This is a genomic window from Anabaena sp. CCY 9402-a, from assembly GCF_963920945.1.
In the GTDB taxonomy this organism is placed as follows: domain Bacteria; phylum Cyanobacteriota; class Cyanobacteriia; order Cyanobacteriales; family Nostocaceae; genus Trichormus; species Trichormus minutissimus.
On record NZ_CAWUDL010000062.1, the window covers coordinates 1 to 18,826 of the forward strand.

Consider the following 18,826-nt stretch of genomic DNA (forward strand, 5'->3'; position numbering starts at 1 on the left):
GGCGAATTCCACCTTGATTATCGCTCCTTAATATTTAGATGCGTTCGCCCTGCTATACCGCCCAAGTAGACCTATGGGGGCAGTTGGTAGAAACATGGGCAACAAACAGAAAGATAAAAGAAAATTGGAATTATCGGGTTGCTCTCACTTCATTGGGCAATGCTTACCAATCTTTGGGGCAATACCACAAAGCAATAGAGTCTCACCAAGAACAACTAAAGATAGCCAGAGAAATCGGTAATTGTCGTGCTGAAGGAGCTGCATTGGGGAATTTAGGTAATGCTTATGATTCTTTAGGGCAATACCAACAAGCAATTGATTCCTACCAGCATTGTTTGACAATAAGCAGAGAAATAGGCAATCGCAATGACGAAGCAAGTGCTTTGGGAAACTTAGGAATCACTTACAGTTCCTTGGGACAATACCAAAAAGCAATTGAGTTTCACCAGCAATGTTTGAAGATAACTAGAGAAATCGGCGATCGTAATGGCGAAGGAATTGCCTTTGGGGGTTTAGCTATTGCTTACCATTCCTTGGGATACTATCAACAGGCAATTGAGTACCACAAGCGACATTTGAAGATAGCAAAAGAAATCGGCAATCGCAAAGCAGAAGGAACTGCCTTGGGTGGTTTAGGCAATGCTTATTTTTCTTTAGGAGAGTATCAACCGGCGATTGATTTTTACCAGCAGTGTTTGACAATAAGCAGAGAAATCGGCGACCGCAGTGGTGAAGGAATTACCTTTGGCGGTTTAGGTAATATTTACTTCTCTTTAAGAGAGTACCAACAGGCGATTGACTTTTTTCAGCAATGGTTGAAGATAACTAAAGAAATTGGCGATCGCAATTCTGAAGGCAAATCCTTAATGAATTTAGGTGCTGCTTACTTAGAACAGGGGCAATACCCACAGGCTATTGACTTCTTTCAGCAGTCTTTGGAAATATCTAGGGAGATTGGCGATATTCGAGGGGAAGCGATCACCTGGTTTAATTTAGGTTTGACATTAGAAAACGGCAACCGACAATCAGACGCGCTTGGTGCTTATCGCAATGCCCGTGAACTTTATCAAAAAATGGAACTTGATGCCAATGTACAACTTTGCAACGATGCAATTGAGCGTCTATCTCAACCACAAACGCCTGTAGTTACTAGCCGTGGTTTTTGGGCGTGGTTGCGTCGGTTGTGGCGTTGGGTTCGCTCTTGGTTTCGGCGGTAAACAAAATCCATTCACTTATAATTAATATAAGCTGTTAATTTAAAACTTCTTAATTACCTATGCAGAAACTAGAAATAGAACTCGATCAAGAAACATTTGCAAAAATTAACCAATTGGCACAAACTTATAATTGCGAAATTTCTGACATAATCAAAGCAATGATTGAGCAATTAACACAACCAGAAATTCTTAATGATACATTTATCGGCAAATGGGCTGATGAAGCCGAATTAGTTGATAAAATGGTTGCAGATATTTTAAGAGATAGGAATTGTAGAGACTAAAGTTAGGTGTGAGAAAATCTTTAATTGATACGGATATTTTATCAGAAATTCGTAAGTTAAAAAATCCTAAAATAAATGCTAAAGCCATTGGTTACATAGGTATATGGCAACAGTACACAATTTCTGTAATTACTGTTTCAGAAATTATCAAGGGATGGAGGAGAATAAATCGAAATGACCGCATTCAAGAATTTTCAACAGATTTGTCTCAACTAGAAATCTTGCCTTTAGACCAAAGCTGTGCAGAACTTTCAGGTTTGATTCAAGCAGATTTAGAAACATCAGGAAAGCCAATCGGATTAGCAGATGTCTTAATAGCTGCTACAGCGATCGCAAATAACTTAGTTTTAGTAACAGGTAATACTAGACATTATCAGAACATTCAAGCATTAGGATATCCTTTATTAATCGATAATTGGCGAGGATGAGTTTTTTTTGATTGATGGTCATAATGAATCAGATTCAAGATTTACATAAACAAGCAATGGATTTCGCTGAAATGGCACAAGTTGCTAAACTAAAAGGCGACTCTGTTTCAGCTTTAAAACTCTCCAAACAAGCATTTGAAAAAGAACGTTTAGCAGCAGAATTAATCGTCAATAACCTGGCAGCAGAACCTACACGTTCAGTATTACATCGTAGTGCCGCAACTTTAGCGATTGACTGTGGAGAAATTGCAGCAGCAGAACGTTTAATTGCCATAGCTTTATCAGGAAATCCACCTCAAGAGATTGCCGAAGAACTCAAGGATTTATTTGTGCAGATTAACATTGATAAATATTTTGCACGTCGTGGTATTGAATTTGATTCAGCTAAACTATAATTACGGATGATATGAAATGCAATCTAAAACTATATAAGAAAGAATCGTTTTACGTTGCTATAATCTGTAAAAATAATGATAAACACATAATTAGGCATAAAAGCATATTTGCAAATTTATGCCAGAAAATAAAACAAGAAGGATAGTTATTGAATATTTGGATTAGCTTTCTATGAGGTTATAAAACTATGAATACAAATCAAGTTCAAGATACAAAGAATATTGCAGAGTATTTTAACTTTCTCTCTCCTGGAGACATTAGACTAAAAAACTCAAGAATAGGAATTGAAACCATTCTTTATGAATGTATTGATTGTGGACGCTCTCCAGAGGAAATTGCCCAAACACATCAATCAATTTCCTTAGAACAAGTATATGCGACTATTCTTTACTATTTGCAAAACCAAGAAAATGTCAGTGCTTACATGAGAAACTGGCTAGAACATGGTCATAGAATGAGAGAACAGCAGCGACTTAATCCCCCACCAGTATCAGAAAAACTCCGCCAACTCCGAGCCGCAAGGCAAGCGAAGAAAGAAATACATGACACTGAAATATCTGATAGATGAAAATGTCAATCATCTATATCCAAATCCATAATTGCTTATTCTCCTGCTTGTTGTTTTAGCAAATAGACCAAATTATCAGATAGCCACAAACCAGCATCACGCAGAGCTTGGATTCCAGGAGATATGCTGGAGATTAATCCACGTCTTTTTGCTAATATCAGCAAACCTCCTGTCCCAATGGTAGTAATTCCTAAAGCTTGACCACAACGGCGTGCTGCCCTATCGTCAACAATAGCAGCAAATTCTGAATTTTGTAGTGCCAAACTCAATACTTGTGATTCTCCTTTTCCCAAATCCCAAGCTGCTACTTCAGGTACAATAATATTCACTTCTACTGTTTGTATCCACGAAATACTAGGTAATAGTTTTGATGCTGTGTCATTTTTTTTTGTAACTTCTTCAATAACACCGGATGGTACTAAAATGTCTGTAAATAATTGTGGAATTAATTGAGCTTGTTGACTTTTTAAAAGAACAATTAAAGGTGAAGAGTTAACAATGACGCGACTAATCGGCATTCATCAGTTCCTCTGCTAACTCTTGGGCAGTATATTGCATAAAATCCACTTGATAGCGTGCTAAAGCATTGATAAATTCAGCACGAGTCAGTCCAGAAATTTCTGATGCTTTAGCTTGTGATATTTCACCTAATTCATACCATTTGACAGATGCCGCAATTCGCATTTCTTGAACAAATTCTTCAGGGTTTTTGCGAAGTGCTGAAAAAACTGTTTCTGGTAATTGAATTGCTACAGTTCGCATAAAATGATAAAGTACAATTATTTTATATTTTTCATTATAAATCAATTTTGAATTAGCAGAAAAATTATAACCCTGACTTCTTGAAGAAATCAGGGTTATGGAAAAGAGCAACTACTACCTATTCGCTAAATATTGATACATCTGCCAACGTGCATCAACTTCAGCTTGTGCTTGTTCTAGCAGTGTTTTAGCAACTTCTGGTTTACTCTTGGTGAGCATTTTGAAGCGATTTTCTTGATACATGGATGGCTCTACTGATTGAGTAGGCGATCGCATATCTAACTGTAAGGGATTTTTGCCCTGTTCTCGCAACAATGGATTATGACGATACAATAACCAGCGTCCTGATTCTACCAGGGTTTTTTGATGGTTCATCCCGGTGGTCATGTTGATGCCGTGGGCGATGCAATGGCTGTAAGCAATAATCAATGATGGCCCGTCAAAGGCTTCAGCTTCTATAAATGCTTTGAGTGTTTGGTCATCTTTTGCGCCTAATGCTACACTTGCCACGTAAACATTACCGTAGTTCATCGCCATTAAACCCAAGTCTTTCTTCGGCGCAGGCTTACCACTGGCGGCGAATTTGGCGACGGCTGCGCGGGGGGTGGCTTTGGAAGATTGTCCCCCAGTGTTGGAATATACTTCTGTATCCATGACCAAAATATTGACGTTGCGACCACTGGCTAACACATGATCAATACCACCAAAGTCAATATCATAAGCCCAACCATCACCGCCGACAATCCAGACGCTTTTCTTCACTAGGTAATCAGCAAGAGATTTGAGGTTGTGGATTTTGGATTTGAGATTGGGGTCAAAAGTCTGGATTTTATCCAACTGTTGCTTTAACAACTCTACGCGATCGCGCTGTTCCCAAATATCAGTCTCGGTTTTTTGTTCGGCTTTGAGGAGGGAATTAACTAAATTATCCCCTACTTCGGTGCTGAACTGTTGTAATAGTTCCGCCGCAAATTCTGTTTGCTTATCTAGTGAGAGACGGTAGCCAAAACCAAATTCGGCGTTATCTTCAAATAAACTATTCGACCATGCAGGGCCGCGTCCTGCGGCGTTTTTCGTCCAAGGGGTGGTGGGGAGATTTCCGCCGTAAATTGAGGAACAACCTGTGGCGTTAGCAATGACGGCGCGATCGCCAAATAGTTGTGTTAATAATTTTAGGTAAGGTGTCTCACCACAACCAGCACAAGCACCAGAAAATTCAAATAATGGTTCTTGCAGTTGTTGTTGGCGAATTTGGTTGAGTTTTAACTGTCGTCGGTCAGGGTTGGGTAAATTCAAAAAGAAAGTCCAATTTTGCCTTTCCTGTTCCCGTAAAGGTAGCTGCTGCGCCATGTTAATCGCTTTTAAAGATGGCTCAGATTTATTTTTGGCTGGGCAGACATTCACACAAATAGCGCAGCCTGTACAGTCTTCTGGGGCTACTTGGATGGTAAATTTTTGGTTAGCGAAGTCCTTATCTTTGGCGTTGACTGACTTGAAAGTAGACGGTGCATTCACTAATTCACTCGGTTGATAAACCTTAGCGCGAATCGCCGCATGGGGACAAACCATTACACACTTACTACACTGAACGCAGATATCTGTTTCCCATACGGGGATTTCTTCAGCAACGTTACGTTTTTCCCATTTCGCTGTGCCTGTGGGAAATGTCCCATCTGGTGGTAATGTACTGACAGGTAAGTCATCACCTTGCCACACCATAATTTTACCCAGAACTTCCTGTACAAATGCCGGGACGCTGCTGGGAAAGGGACTTTGGGTAGATTCATCTTCATCTATCCATTTGCCTTTTTCCTTGATGGGGACTTGCACCTGATGTAAATTCTCTAGGGTTTGGTCTACCGCTTGTAGGTTCATGCGGACAACTTCCGCGCCTTTTTTACCGTAAGTCTTTTCAATCGCTTGTTTAATTTTAGCGATCGCCTGTTCTTGTGGCAATACTCCCGCTAAGGCAAAGAAACATACCTGCATGATAGTATTAATCCTGCCACCCATACCACTATTACGGGCGACTTGATTGGCGTTGATGACGTAGAGTTTGAGTTGCTTGTCTAAAATTTGTCGCCGGACTTTTAGGGGTAGATGTTCCCAGACTGTATCAGCATCATAGGGACTATTAACTAATATAGTTCCCCCAGACACAGCCGCTTTTAATACATCTATGCGTTCCAAAAATCCCCAGTGATGACAACCAATAAAGTTAGCTTGGTCAATCAGGTAGGTAGAACGGATGGGTTGAGAACCGAAGCGCAGGTGAGAAACGGTCATTGAGCCGGATTTTTTGGAATCATAGACAAAATAGCCTTGGGCGTAGTTGTCTGTTCCTTCCCCAATAATTTTAATTGAGTTTTTGTTAGCTCCCACTGTCCCATCAGAACCCAAACCGTAGAACATCGCCCGGACAACGTTATCGGGTTCGGTGGAGAAGTTGGGGTCAAACACCAGGGATGTATGCGTTACATCATCATTAATCCCGATAGTAAAGTGATTCTTCGGCGTAGCTTGAGCTAAATTATCAAACACAGCCTTCACCATCGCCGGTGTAAATTCCTTCGACGATAACCCATACCTTCCACCAATAACTTTGGGAGTGGTGATAGTATTTTCTTCCCCTACACCCTTACACCCCTGTACCCCTACACCCCATCCTTCATGAATGGCTGTAACTACATCTTGATATAACGGTTCTCCCGCGCTTCCTGGTTCTTTGCTGCGGTCGAGGACTGCGATCGCCTGTACACTATTCGGTAAAGCCTGGATAAATCTGTCTACATCAAAGGGGCGATAGAGTCTGACTTTGAGAACGCCGACTTTTTCACCTGTGGCGTTGAGGTAATCTACAGTTTCATGGACTGTTTCGCAACCAGAACCCATGATGATAATGACGCGATCGGCATCACTTGCGCCATAATATTCATAAATCTTGTAAAATCTGCCTGTGCGTTCCCCAAATTTATCCATGATGTCCTGAACTATTTCGGGACAGGCGTTGTAATAGGGGTTTGCGCCTTCACGGGCTTGGAAGTAGACATCAGGGTTTTGGGCTGTCCCGCGTAATAATGGACGGTCTGGAGTCAAGGCGCGGGCGCGGTGAGCGAATATTTTATCTTCGTTAATTAGCGATCGTAAATCATTATCTGACAATAACTCGACTTTCTGCACTTCATGGGAGGTACGGAAACCATCAAAGAAATGCAAAAATGAAACTCGTGTATCTAAAGTTGCAGCATGGGCTATCAAAGCAAAATCTTGACTCTCCTGCACTGAAGCCGAACACAGTAACGCACAACCAGTACCACGGGCTGCCATCACATCGCTATGATCACCGAAAATAGACAGTGCATGGGTAGCTAAAGACCTAGCGGCAACGTGAACCACCGTGCTAGTTAATTCTCCCGCAATTTTGTAGAGGTTGGGAATCATTAATAAGAGTCCCTGAGAAGCAGTGAAGGTGGTACTCAGTGAACCCGTTTGTAACGCCCCATGCACCGCACCAGCCGCCCCGCCTTCGCTTTGCATCTGCACCACACTAGGAACAGTTCCCCAAAGATTAGGACGACCTTCCGCCATCCAAGCATCCGTCCATTCACCCATTGCTGAAGAGGGGGTGATGGGATAGATAGCAACTACTTCATTTAATTTGTAAGCTACACGAGCAACAGCTTCATTACCGTCAATCGTAGCAAAGCTTTTATTCATTATTTTCTCCCCGTCTCGACTTCTATTGATTGGTTTAATTTGGATGCAGAGAACCCGTGAATAGAAGCATCAAAAATAGCCAGAGCCAGGAATTTAGTCGTGATATATAGCGTTTCTTCATCACATGAGGTAATCATCGTCTCTTCTTTGCAAGGGCTACCGTGAACACACATCTTTGTGCTAGGTACAGAATGTGGTTTGATCCCCCTAAATCCCCCTTAATAAGGGGGACTTTGATTCTTGTTCCCCCCTTTTTTAAGGGGGGTTAGGGGGGATCAAAACGTTGTGGGACTAGGTTATCAGACTTGTGTGTACACCGTAGGCAAGGGAGGAGGGGGTTGGGGTGCTTTTACCTCACTTAAAGGAGAAACGCTATATTCAATTTCAGAATATAAAATCAAACATTTAAACTTGTAATTATCCTTAATTGTATTAATTGTGAATGTGGCTATTGGCTATTAGTTTAGCTTGCAAAATACTTCGCATACTATTATCTCATTCACAAAAATATATCTTTTAACAAATATTAGTAATGTACTCAATATCTAGAAACACATATTAATCAGACTTCCAGACTCAGAATTATTGATTCTGGGGTACAGGTACGGGATAGGTGACTGTAGCAGTTTGAAATGATTTGTAACAAATTATATTTCCAGCTTATTCATAGCGTGATGTGTAGAGGAGGTAAACAGCGATCGCATCCCATAATCTCTTCTTCTCCTAGTGCTACCCAATTTTTACAAAGTATTCTCTCTATTGCACGACTATCAACCTTTAGCTAGCATCTTGCGTCAACCTGCGATACACCTTCTCTAGTATCCAGTCCTTCACTGCTCCACCAAATTCTTTATCGTCTATAATTTTGGTAAAGATATCTTGGTTTAAATCCATGCGCTCAATTAGCTTGGTAAGAAAAATATCCTCAAAGCCATATTTAAAGTTTTGAATTGAGTTGCTTTTGGCTTGTTGTGATAATACTTCATCCTGAACCAATGCTTCCTCAATTTGGCTAAAAAAGTATTTATCTGCTTCTGTAAAATCGGTGCGAAATCTTTGGTTGAGAATATCGATAATTTCTGAGAGTTTAGCTTGTGTATCTTTTTCTCTGGGTATGCCAGCTTCAGTTATTGGTTGCAGATGTGATGCTGTATTTTTTTCTAAGACAATTCGACCTTCTCGGATTTTTTCTAATCGATAATATTCTAGTGCAACTTCGTCAGTGAGTTTAAAAACTTCGCTTTGGCTACGTTTTGGTAACTTAGTTTGTAGGAGGCGAGTAAAAGCATAGAATTTCTCTAGCTCTTCATCTACAAACGGCATAATTTGGGACAAAAAAGCATATAATCTAATAAATGCAGTGAGACTATTTTTAAAATCATCTTGCTGTTCTTCACTCAAGCCCTTAAAACGGTCAACAGCAGGATCAACTAAAGAATGAAGTCGGCTGTGATCTCGTTTACTTGCCTTCGCCTGAGATTTAAAAAATACCTGTGCAAAAGCGTCTACCTCGCTATTCCAGATAATTTGGTAGCTATCTAATCTATTTTTTAAGTCATATAGTCGGTTAGGATCTGTAGTTGATGCTAGTGTTGTTTGTTCATAATAAGGCTGGAAAGCATCAATAATTTCTTGCTCTTCATTAGCAAAATCTAAAACAAAAGTATCTTCTTTTCCTGAACAAGTGCGATTTAAGCGAGATAAAGTTTGTACGGCTTTGACTCCAGAAAGTTTTTTATCGACGTACATTGTATGTAATAATGGCTGGTCAAAACCAGTTTGATACTTATCCGCTACTATTAAAAGTTGATATTCACCAGTTTCAAACTTTTCAGGTAATTCCCATTCCCCAAAGCCGTTGATATCATATTCAGTATATTTAATAGCTGTTTCTCTATCGGTAAAACTGGTAAAAGCTACCAATGCTTTGATATCAACGTAACCTTGTTTTTTTAAATAGTTGTCAAATTCTTCTTTATAGCGGACTACGTGAGGGCGAGAAGCAGTAACTACCATTGCTTTAGCTTTTCCACCAATTTTGTGCATGACGCATTGGCGAAAGTGTTCGATAATCACTTCGGTTTTCTGCGCTAAGTTATGTGGATGCAGCGATAAAAACCGGGCTATAGCTTTACTTGCTTTCTTTGTATTAATTTTAGGGTCATCTGCGATCGCTTTAGAAATTTGGAAGTAAGTTTTATAGGTTGTGTAGTTCTGCAACACATCCATAATAAACCCTTCTTCAATTGCTTGGCGCATGGAATACAGATGAAAGGGTTCTGGTTGACCTTGGGCGTTCATGTGGCCGAAGTCTTCCAGGGTTTTTTGTTTGGGTGTGGCGGTGAAAGCAAAAAAGCTCAAATTCGGTTGTTTACCACGAATACGCATCTGTTTGCGGATATTGTCTTCAATGTCCTCTTCTTCCTCAGCCGTGCTTTCTTCTTGGGCTGAACGGCTGAGGTCATTGAGAGAAAGGACTTCTTTCATTTTTTTGGATGCTTCGCCACTTTGAGAACTGTGGGCTTCATCCACTATGAGGGCGTAATTGCGTTTTGGTAGTTTGGCAATGTTGTTTTTTTCTAAGATTTCCCGAATCTTATCTAAGACAAAGGGAAATTTCTGCAAGGTGGTAATGATGATATTAGTGCCAGAAACCAAAGCCTCGGCTAGTTGTGCTGAGTTTTTATCAATTTTCTGTACCACACCTTGCTTATGCTCAAATTGATAAATCGTGTCTTGCAGTTGCTGGTCTAATACTCTTCTATCGGTGATGACGATGACTAAATCAAAAACTCGCTCATCTTGGTCATTATATAAACTAGCAAGTTGATATGCTAACCAAGCAATGGAGTTACTTTTACCACTACCAGCAGAATGCTGAATCAGGTAGTCATTTCCTGTTCCTTTAACTTTGGCATCTGCGGTTAGTTTGCGAACAGCATCTAATTGGTGAAACCGAGGAAAGATGAGGGTTTCTTTTTTGGCAGATTTACCGTCGAGTTTAATGTTTTCTTGCTCAAGATGTAAAAAACGACCCACAATGTCTAGCCAACTGTCTTTTGTCCAGATATCTTCCCAAAGATAGGCGGTTTTGTAGCCGTTGGGGTTGGGTGGGTTGCCTGCACCTTTGTTGTAACCTTTGTTGAAGGGTAGAAAACGGGTGTTACTGCTATTAATGCGGGTAGTCATCCAGACTTCATCCGGGTCTACAGCAAAATGTACTAAAGCACGCCGCTTGAATTGAAATAACAAATCCCGGTAATCCCGGTCTTGCATATATTGTCGCTTGGCTTTATCTACATCTTGTCCGGTAAACTGGTTTTTTAATTCTGCTGTGGCGACTGGCAAGCCATTGATACTTAACAGTAAATCTACTGAGTTGTCGTGTTGGTCACTGTAGCGCACCTGACGAGTTATGGTGAGAATGTTTTGGTTATAAAGTGCTAAAGTATCGGGGTTTAGACCACTGGCAGGTTTGAAAAATGCCAGTTTGAAGCGTATACCATAGTCAGTGATACCATAGCGCAGTACGTCTAGCATCCCCCGTAATTCTAATTCTACATAGAGCCTTTGAATAAACTTTGGTTCTACAGCCAAGCCATGAATATCTGAAAGCCTTCGCCATGCTTCTGGTTGGGAAGTTTGAATAAATTGGAAAATGGTGGCTTTATCAAATGCTAATTCGCGGCTAAAGTTGCCAGCATTGGCTAATTGATAGCCGCCATTGTTAATGAGGAAGTCAACTATGGCATTTTCAAAAGCGCGTTCAGTAGTTTGGCTTGTCATTTTGTAGAAATTCCTCTGTTTTACTTTGTCCAATCCTCCAGCACCAAATTGGGAATTTGAGAGAAATCCTTTTGGTTACGAGTAACCATCACTGCATTTATGGAAAGGGCAATTGCAGCTATTCGCAAATCTTTCTGTAGTCTTTTTTTATTGAGTTGCTGGTTTTCTCTAAGTAAACCCTGGTAGCAAGTGTAGGCAGCAGTATCAAAATTGAGTATTCTGACTCCTTTGAAATATTCTTGAGTAGTCCACAGTTTAGTATAAAGGTTTACTAATTTGCCAGATTCAGCCCGGTCATTAATTTTGACCACCCACCCGTTAAAAATTTCTTGCACTGTGACAATGGTGATAGCCAGATGGGGATAAACTTGAGCAACTTTAGATATAACAGCTTGGTTTCCTTGGAGTAAAAGCGAAACATGGTCTGTGTCAAGTATATAAAGACTCATACTTTTTTCTCAATCTGGCTATAAACTTCAGCCTGTTAATCTTCATCTATTATGTTACGTTCTGCTCTCAGGTTATCTGCAATTTCCGCAAAATCTGCATCATCTTTAAACACACCTGCAAATTTCATCCAGGGGGTTTCTGCTTCGCTTTGAGGTAAATGAATTTCTACTGGAATAATTTCTATTTTTTCAAGACGAGTTGACAAAATTTTTTTCAATTCTTCTACAGCTTGTTCTTGAGTAGATGCTTCAACCTGAGTATTAGGAAATTCTAGGACAGAAGCTATTACATTTCCCTCAGTATTACGTTCTACTAGGATATGTAACTTTAGATTTTCAGACTGAGGTAGCGTTAAGGAAGAGAAATTGATTACCATAAATTTAATTACTACTAAGCTTATTTAATAATAGCAATCATGAAGTATGGCAGCTTAAAAATTTCATTCAGTAATTTAGCTGGTCATGAGCCTGAACTCTCCTTGCTTTTAGTTTCTTCTATGAAATACTGATAAGCCGCTTCGCGGAATATATAAATCAGTCGTTCACGGTCATTATCAGGAATATTTTCTTTTAAACTACCATCTACACCATAACAAGAACGAATAAAATCAAAGTCTTCTAATTGACTGAATCTAGTTATGTCTTCAATGATATTCGGTAGCTTGTCTTCTATCAGAGTGAGTGTATCGGGGTCAAAATATCGAACTTCAGGTTTACTATGTGGATTAAAGCTTCTACCCTGAAAGTGGGGTTTTCCTTCTCTGGACGGCCAATTAATGCCAAAAAATTCTGAAGTTCCAGATTTATAAATTTTAGCAATTTGAATCGCTCCGTCTACGGTTCTAATTTCTTTATCTCTGGACATTTCTATGAGAACTTGTAGCGGCTCCATATCCATTTTATCATCTTGCTTATCGTTATCATAAACTAACTTTTTGTAATTTCTTGATGCAAGATTAGCTAGGTCAATTGGGTCGCCTAAGAAAGTGTAAATACGATTTTTATTTGGTTCATCAGTACATTCTTTGAATACAAATCCTTCGGCATCTTTTGAGTAATAAAGTTGCCAGATGCGAAAACGGCTTTCTAACCAACTCCAACCACCAAAAAGAAATTTAGCTCCGGCTCTCAGTTCATGAATATCTAGCCCTGAAATTTCGTTGATAATAGTGGATACTAATGAAGTAAAAACAGAAGAAAGATAATTTAATACCTCTTCAACATCAGTGCGCGAACTTTGCAAACGTCTATTCAGCTTGATAGAAGAAATTAGATTTAAGATTAATGGATAAGCCCGACCTGTCTCACCAGCAAAGCAAATTAAACAATCTGTTCTGGGTAATTCAAATAATTTAATACCTTGATTCCATTTTTCTCCCCCAGTTAAAGAACTATCTGTTGCAAATACTAGCTCTTCAACATTATTTTTTTGGCGAATCCAGGCAACACAAAGAGTCATGCCGTCACCTCCTCCCTGACATCAATTTTGCCTGTGACTGCTTCTGTGATAAGAGATTGACGATATTCTTGAAGCCGATCTATTTGAAGCTCAATATTTATTTTTAGTCGCTCAATCTGCTGAATATTTTTGTTGAGCCACTGGCTTATCAAAGTTTGTTCTTGTTTAGGAGGAAGTGGTATTGGAAGTTCTTCAAAACCTTCTTTATTAACGTATGCAATAGTTGTTGCTGTAGCTATAGATTTGAAATAAATGCTTGAATTTAAAATACAGTAACGGAGGAAATCAGATTCTATTTTTTTAGGAATATAGGCTTGAATTTGTTGATTGATTATTACATATGATTTAGTAATTGAGGCTGTACCAAAAGTACCTACACAACCTGTAATTACAGCACCTGCTTGAAGTGCTTTACTACCAGCTTCGCGAGCAGCATCATCTGAAACTCGAAATCCTCTATTAGAATTTTCTACAAATCTCTGACCAACTTCCTCTAACGTGATCCAGGGGTAGCCAATTTCCTCGTTAAGCTCTGGTTTATTGCGCTGAGGTACAAATACAGATGCCACTCTTTTAATAAGTACAGCTTTCCAATGCTCAGGAATTTTACCAATCCAAGGAATACCAGAATCTTTCATTGGAACGTTGGTGTTTAACCCTTTGGTTACGGCTTGGTTAATCAGGGCGATGCGTTTTTCTTCCAGGAGTTGAATGAGGCGTTGTTTTTTGGCGATGAGGGTGGCGATTGCAGCAGTTTTGCGGTCTAGAAAAGAGGCGATCGCTTTTTGAAGATTGTAAGGTGGTACATTCAGATAAAATTCATAAGCTTTTTCTCGCGCAAGACCGGGAACACCAGTATCCTGTGAAAAATCATCTAACCCAAGAGTTTGTAAAGCATAGTAAAGCCAACGTAAGTGTTCTTTAGTGTATCTATAATCGATGAAATAAGTAGTATCTATTGCAAATCCAGGTTGCTCAGAATAGGCAACTTTTCCAAAAGATCCCTTTCGTCCAATAACTATTGTTGGTGCTAATGTATTAGCAAGATTGTGATAACCAACTATCCCATTTGAGCCAAATACAGGAATATTACCTTCTTCGCGCTGGTCTGAAGGCAATGAGTCTCCATAAGCGAATCTAGAAATATACTTCAGACGAATTGGCTGCCAATCTTGAGGTAAATTTTGCCAAATAGTTCGATTTTTGAAAACAGGTAAACTCATCTAGATCACCTCCTCTAGCATTCCTCTAATTTCCTCTTCTAAATCCTTAATTTCATGCTCAATTTCCTCTAATGGTCTAGGCGGTACATACTCATAAAAATGCCGCGTAAACGGTATCTCATAACCAATCCTCGTCTTACTTTCATCAACCCACGCATCAGGCACATGAGGCAAAACTTCCCGCTTCATATACTCATCAATATCATCTTTCAACGGCACATTTTCATAGTCTCTCAAATCTGAGTCTGGCTCTGGATTGCTATCTTTATCAGTGCAGATATCAGCCGTTTCATCCCGTTCAGCTAAAGCATTCAAAATTGCTTTTTTCACCGGGGCTGAAATTTTCACATCAGCAGCTTTTATTTCAGCCGTCAAATCTGTTTCAAACTCATCCCGATTTTTGTAGAGACAATCGCCCAAATTCCGCAACGCTTCTTTAATTAATTCCTGTAACTGCTTCCCTTCCTCAATTTCTCGTAAAGCAACCCCACCCCGTTTTTTAGACTCAGCTAAATTCATAAAGGCGGTTTCAGTTTCTAACTTAGCTATACGTTCATCACTCACCTGAAAATTAAGCCTTAGCGGACGTTCTACAGTGATGCGCCAATAACCAAAGTCTTCGTTATCAAAAATCTTGCTAACAATGACATCCTTTTCTTTGCCATCTACTTCAAGTTTGCGTTTAGCATCTTGCTGAAACTCGCCATAAATGCGGGTAATTTCTACGATTTGATTGGGCTTACCATCTTCACCATCCCCAATTTCATTACGCTTATTGCCCAAGCTGCGGCTCATTTTTCTGTAATAATAAATCCCATTAACAAGCTGTATCTTGCCTTTACGCTTTGGGTTTTTGTAATTGGTGACAATCCAAATATATGTGTAAATTCCAGTGTTATAGAATAATTGATCTGGCATAGCAACGATCGCTTCTAGCATATCGTTTTCGATAATCCATTTGCGAATGTCACTTTCACCACTTCCAGCACTCCCAGAAAATAGCGGTGAACCGTTGAAGACAATAGCAATTCGAGAACCGCCATTATCCCGCTTCATCTTAGAAATCATGTGTTGCAGGAACAAGAAAGAACCATCAGAAATTCGGGGTAAACCTGCTCCAAAACGTCCATCAAATCCTTTCTTTTCGTACTCACTTTTGACGTATGTTTGAACCTTCTTCCATTCCACACCAAAGGGCGGATTAGACAACATATAGTCAAATGTTTCCTGTGCTAAACCGTCAGTAGTGAAAGTATTGCCAAACTTAATATTGCTGATATCTTGACCTTTTATCAACATATCAGATTTACAAATTGCGTAGGATTCAGGATTAATTTCCTGACCAAAAACTACAGGCTTGGAATCTTGATTAAGTTCTTTAATATACTCTTCTGCTACAGACAGCATCCCACCAGTTCCACAAGCAGGATCATAGATGGTTTTCACAATACCTTTTTGAGTGAGACTATCTCTATCATTAAGAAACAGCAGATTCACCATCAGCCGGATAACTTCACGCGGTGTAAAGTGTTCCCCCGCCGTTGCATTAGATTCTTCTGAAAATTTGCGAATCAATTCCTCAAAAACATAGCCCATCTCCATGCTGTCTACTTCATCAGGATGTAGATTGATTTCAGCAAATTTTTTGACTATTAAAAATAACAGATTAGCTTCATCTAAACGATTAATTTGGTCATTAAAGTTAAAATATTCGATAATTTCTCTGCCAGCGACAGAAAAGCCATTAATAAAGTTTTTGAGATTAGCAGCTACATTATCTGGATCTGCTTTGAGTTTTTGAAAGGTAAACTGGCTAATGTTGTGAAAAGTTACCCCAGCTTTTTGGTTAAGTAATGGTTCAGGATTTTTCAAATTCTTCATGGACTTTACTTTCGTTTCGTAAAAGTCCATCACTACCGCCTTTGTTGGCTCTAAAACACAGTCTAATCGACGCAACACCGTGAACGGCAGTATGACTTTACCATAGTCAGCTTGCTTATAATCTCCGCGTAAAAGTTCAGCAATACTCCAAATAAAACCAGCAAGCTTTCTTACTTTTTCCGTTCTGGCCATTCAAAACTCCAAGGTAGACGCATCATCTGTAATAACTAGCAGCACCTAGCACCAGCAATTTCCCATTTTGTCCAGTGCAAACTGTATTCATGGTCAAATTCCACGAATAATCATCTAACTAATCTGTCAGTGCTGCCAAGTTTTCCATTATCCAGTAAACCATTATTAAGTCAAATCTCTTCTAATGCGAGTTAGTGCCTGATTTAAGCCTTCACCGTGAATCCGTTGTTCAATATAGGATTTATAATATTACATTATATGTTCGCTGTACTTAGCCATAAAAAATAGCTTCTGCAAGTAATATAACTTGTTTAGAAGCCAATTGTTTTAAATTTAAAAGTATAAAATTATACTATTCTACCGTGACGCTCTTAGCTAAATTCCGAGGCTGATCGACATCCAAACCGCGACGGGCGGCGATGTGATAAGCCAATAGTTGCAATGGTACTACTGTGAGGATGGGTGATAATAATTCATCCACTGATGAAACAGGGAGCAAATCGTTAAATATTTCCGCCGCTTCGCCATCGTTGACTGGTGTTACCCCAATTAAGCGAGAATCTCTGGCTTTGGCTTCTTGAGAATTGGAAATCACTTTTTCATACACACTACCAGGCACTGCGATCGCAACTACCGGCACTTTGGCATCTAATAAAGCAATGGGGCCATGTTTCATTTCCCCAGCCGGATAACCTTCCGCGTGAATGTAGCTGATTTCTTTTAATTTCAATGCCCCTTCCAAAGCAATGGGAAAGTTAATCCCTCTACCTAAAAAGATGAAATCTTGGGTTTCAGCAAATTCATGGGCTAAGTGTTCAGTTAATTCAACCTGACGTTCTAAAGTGTCCTCAATTGCTTGGGGAATCTGGCGCAATCCTTGAATAATCTCTATTAATTTTTCTGGTGCTAATAGCTGGCGGCGATTAGCTAAATCCAAGGCTAAGGCATAAAACGCCATCAGTTGGGCGGTAAAGGTTTTGGTCGCGGCTACGCCAATTTCAATGCCTGCTAGGGTATTGATAATATGAGAGACCATCAAACCGAGGCTGCTTTCGGGACGATTGGTAATGCCTAAGAGTCGGGCTTGATATTGGGGTGCTTGCCCTTGGCGACGTTCTTTTTCCATGCCTAAAGCCGCCAAAGTATCGGCGGTTTCACCTGATTGGGTAACACCAATAATTAATGTATTTGGAGTCAGGGGTGATGGTGCATAGCGATACTCAGAGGCGTAGTGTACCTGAGTGGAAATTCCTGCTAGTTGTTCGAGTAAATATTTGCCTACTAAGGCGGCGTGCCAACTTGTACCGCAGGCGACAATATGAATCTGCTCTAAATCTGCGTAAAAATCCTCTGGTAAGCCCAGATTCACCTTATCGTGATCAAAATATGCTTCTAAACTAGCTCTAACTACTCCTGGCTGCTCATAAATTTCTTTGAGCATGAAATGTTTGAATCCCTGCTTCTCTACCATTGTGGGATTCAAGTTCAGCATTCGGGGCTGTTTTTTTAGCCTGTCGCCAGCAAAATTATAAATCTCTACACCCAATGGGGTCAGGCGGGCAATTTCGCCGTTTTCTAGGGGTAGTACGGCGCGGGTATAGGCAACGATCGCCGGCGTGTCAGACGCACAGAAAAACTCACCTTGACCAAATCCTATCACCAAGGGTGCTTGTTGGCGGACAACAATCAACTCGTCGGGATAGTCAGCCGCAATTACTGCGATCGCAAATGCCCCTTCTAGATGATTGGCTGCTTGACGCACTGCTTCTAGAAAGGGAGAGGGGGAGGTGGGGAGAGGGGGAGAGGGGAGATTTTGGAAATATTCTGCAATCAGGTGCGGAATCACTTCTGTATCGGTTTCTGAACGGAACTGATGCCCTTTGCTTTTCAGTTCCTCCCGTAACTCACGGTAATTTTCAATAATCCCATTTTGGACAACGGCGATTCGCATGGCCGTATCCATGTGGGGATGGGCGTTATGTTCCTCTGGTTTGCCGTGAGTTGCCCAGCGTGTATGACCGATACCTATTTGGGCTGGAGTTGCTAATTGTTCCAGTTTAGAACGCAGGTTATGTAGTTTCCCTTTGGCGCGTACACAATTCACCTCTCCTTCCCAAACAGTGGCAATCCCGGCGGAGTCATAGCCGCGATACTCTAGTTTTTCTAGCCCAGACAACAAAATTTCTGTCGCCGCTTGAGTGCCTATATACCCAACTATGCCGCACATTGCTCACACCACTCTTTCTTCAGAATAATTAAATCCAGTATAGTTGTTAGCACAAAAGTCGGGTCGCCACAAAGGCACAAAGAAAAAAGGAGCAGATTGCTCCTTTCACCACTAGGTATATTTATTAATTTCTAGTTTGGGATTGTAGGATGAGCGATCGCCCACCCTACAACGCTAAAGATGCTTGCTATCGAAACAATGAATCGAGAAGCTCAATCAAAAACTGGTAATCAGTTC

15 protein-coding genes are annotated in these 18,826 nt (G+C 40.2%); 5 read left to right on the forward strand and 10 right to left on the reverse strand.

Annotated features, from left to right (window positions below):
- Positions 1-38 precede the first annotated feature (38 nt).
- The 5 genes from ACM0OR_RS20400 to ACM0OR_RS20420 all read left to right on the forward strand — a co-directional run bounded on the left by ACM0OR_RS20400 (position 39) and on the right by ACM0OR_RS20420 (position 2,893).
- Complete coding sequence (locus ACM0OR_RS20400; protein ID WP_414578378.1) at positions 39-1,217, forward strand: tetratricopeptide repeat protein; 1,179 nt, start codon at positions 39-41, stop codon at positions 1,215-1,217.
- Positions 1,218-1,276: 59 nt separating this feature from the next.
- Entirely contained in the window at positions 1,277-1,501 is a 225-nt protein-coding gene (locus ACM0OR_RS20405; RefSeq protein WP_414578380.1) for a hypothetical protein, read from the forward strand.
- 8 nt (positions 1,502-1,509) lie between these two features.
- Positions 1,510-1,929, forward strand: a complete 420-nt coding sequence (locus ACM0OR_RS20410; protein WP_414578381.1) for a PIN domain-containing protein — start codon at positions 1,510-1,512, stop codon at positions 1,927-1,929.
- Positions 1,930-1,952: 23 nt separating this feature from the next.
- A complete protein-coding gene (locus ACM0OR_RS20415; protein ID WP_414578383.1) occupies positions 1,953-2,324 on the forward strand; it encodes a hypothetical protein in 372 nt (123 codons plus the stop codon).
- A 188-nt stretch (positions 2,325-2,512) separates the two neighbouring features.
- Positions 2,513-2,893 carry a DUF433 domain-containing protein gene (locus tag ACM0OR_RS20420; protein ID WP_414578385.1) on the forward strand — a complete coding sequence of 127 codons (381 nt, stop codon included), beginning with the start codon at positions 2,513-2,515 and terminating at the stop codon, positions 2,891-2,893.
- 35 nt (positions 2,894-2,928) lie between these two features.
- On the opposite strand, the gene ACM0OR_RS20425 is transcribed toward ACM0OR_RS20420, so the two are convergent.
- From ACM0OR_RS20425 to glmS, 10 genes are all read right to left on the reverse strand, one after another.
- Complete coding sequence (locus tag ACM0OR_RS20425) at positions 2,929-3,411, reverse strand: DUF3368 domain-containing protein (RefSeq protein ID WP_414578386.1); 483 nt, start codon at positions 3,409-3,411, stop codon at positions 2,929-2,931.
- Positions 3,401-3,655: a UPF0175 family protein gene (locus tag ACM0OR_RS20430; protein ID WP_414578388.1), complete on the reverse strand. Its 255-nt coding sequence runs from the start codon at positions 3,653-3,655 to the stop codon at positions 3,401-3,403. Before ACM0OR_RS20430 ends, ACM0OR_RS20425 begins: the two co-directional genes overlap by 11 nt.
- 114 nt (positions 3,656-3,769) lie before the next feature.
- Positions 3,770-7,372, reverse strand: coding sequence for a pyruvate:ferredoxin (flavodoxin) oxidoreductase (nifJ, locus tag ACM0OR_RS20435; protein ID WP_414578390.1), 3,603 nt, complete (start codon positions 7,370-7,372; stop codon positions 3,770-3,772).
- A gap of 777 nt (positions 7,373-8,149) precedes the next feature.
- Complete coding sequence (locus ACM0OR_RS20440) at positions 8,150-11,158, reverse strand: type I restriction endonuclease subunit R (RefSeq protein ID WP_414578392.1); 3,009 nt, start codon at positions 11,156-11,158, stop codon at positions 8,150-8,152.
- Between the two features lie 20 nt (positions 11,159-11,178).
- Complete coding sequence (locus tag ACM0OR_RS20445) at positions 11,179-11,607, reverse strand: type II toxin-antitoxin system VapC family toxin (protein WP_414578394.1); 429 nt, start codon at positions 11,605-11,607, stop codon at positions 11,179-11,181.
- A 35-nt stretch (positions 11,608-11,642) separates the two neighbouring features.
- Positions 11,643-11,984, reverse strand: coding sequence for a hypothetical protein (locus ACM0OR_RS20450; protein WP_414578396.1), 342 nt, complete (start codon positions 11,982-11,984; stop codon positions 11,643-11,645).
- Positions 11,985-12,067: 83 nt separating this feature from the next.
- Entirely contained in the window at positions 12,068-13,066 is a 999-nt protein-coding gene (locus ACM0OR_RS20455; RefSeq protein ID WP_414578398.1) for a hypothetical protein, read from the reverse strand.
- Positions 13,063-14,289, reverse strand: a complete 1,227-nt coding sequence (locus ACM0OR_RS20460) for a restriction endonuclease subunit S (RefSeq protein WP_414578399.1) — start codon at positions 14,287-14,289, stop codon at positions 13,063-13,065. Before ACM0OR_RS20460 ends, ACM0OR_RS20455 begins: the two co-directional genes overlap by 4 nt.
- Positions 14,290-16,362 carry a type I restriction-modification system subunit M gene (locus ACM0OR_RS20465; RefSeq protein WP_414578401.1) on the reverse strand — a complete coding sequence of 691 codons (2,073 nt, stop codon included), beginning with the start codon at positions 16,360-16,362 and terminating at the stop codon, positions 14,290-14,292.
- A 352-nt stretch (positions 16,363-16,714) separates the two neighbouring features.
- Positions 16,715-18,589 carry a glutamine--fructose-6-phosphate transaminase (isomerizing) gene (glmS, locus tag ACM0OR_RS20470; protein WP_414578403.1) on the reverse strand — a complete coding sequence of 625 codons (1,875 nt, stop codon included), beginning with the start codon at positions 18,587-18,589 and terminating at the stop codon, positions 16,715-16,717.
- Positions 18,590-18,826 lie beyond the last annotated feature (237 nt).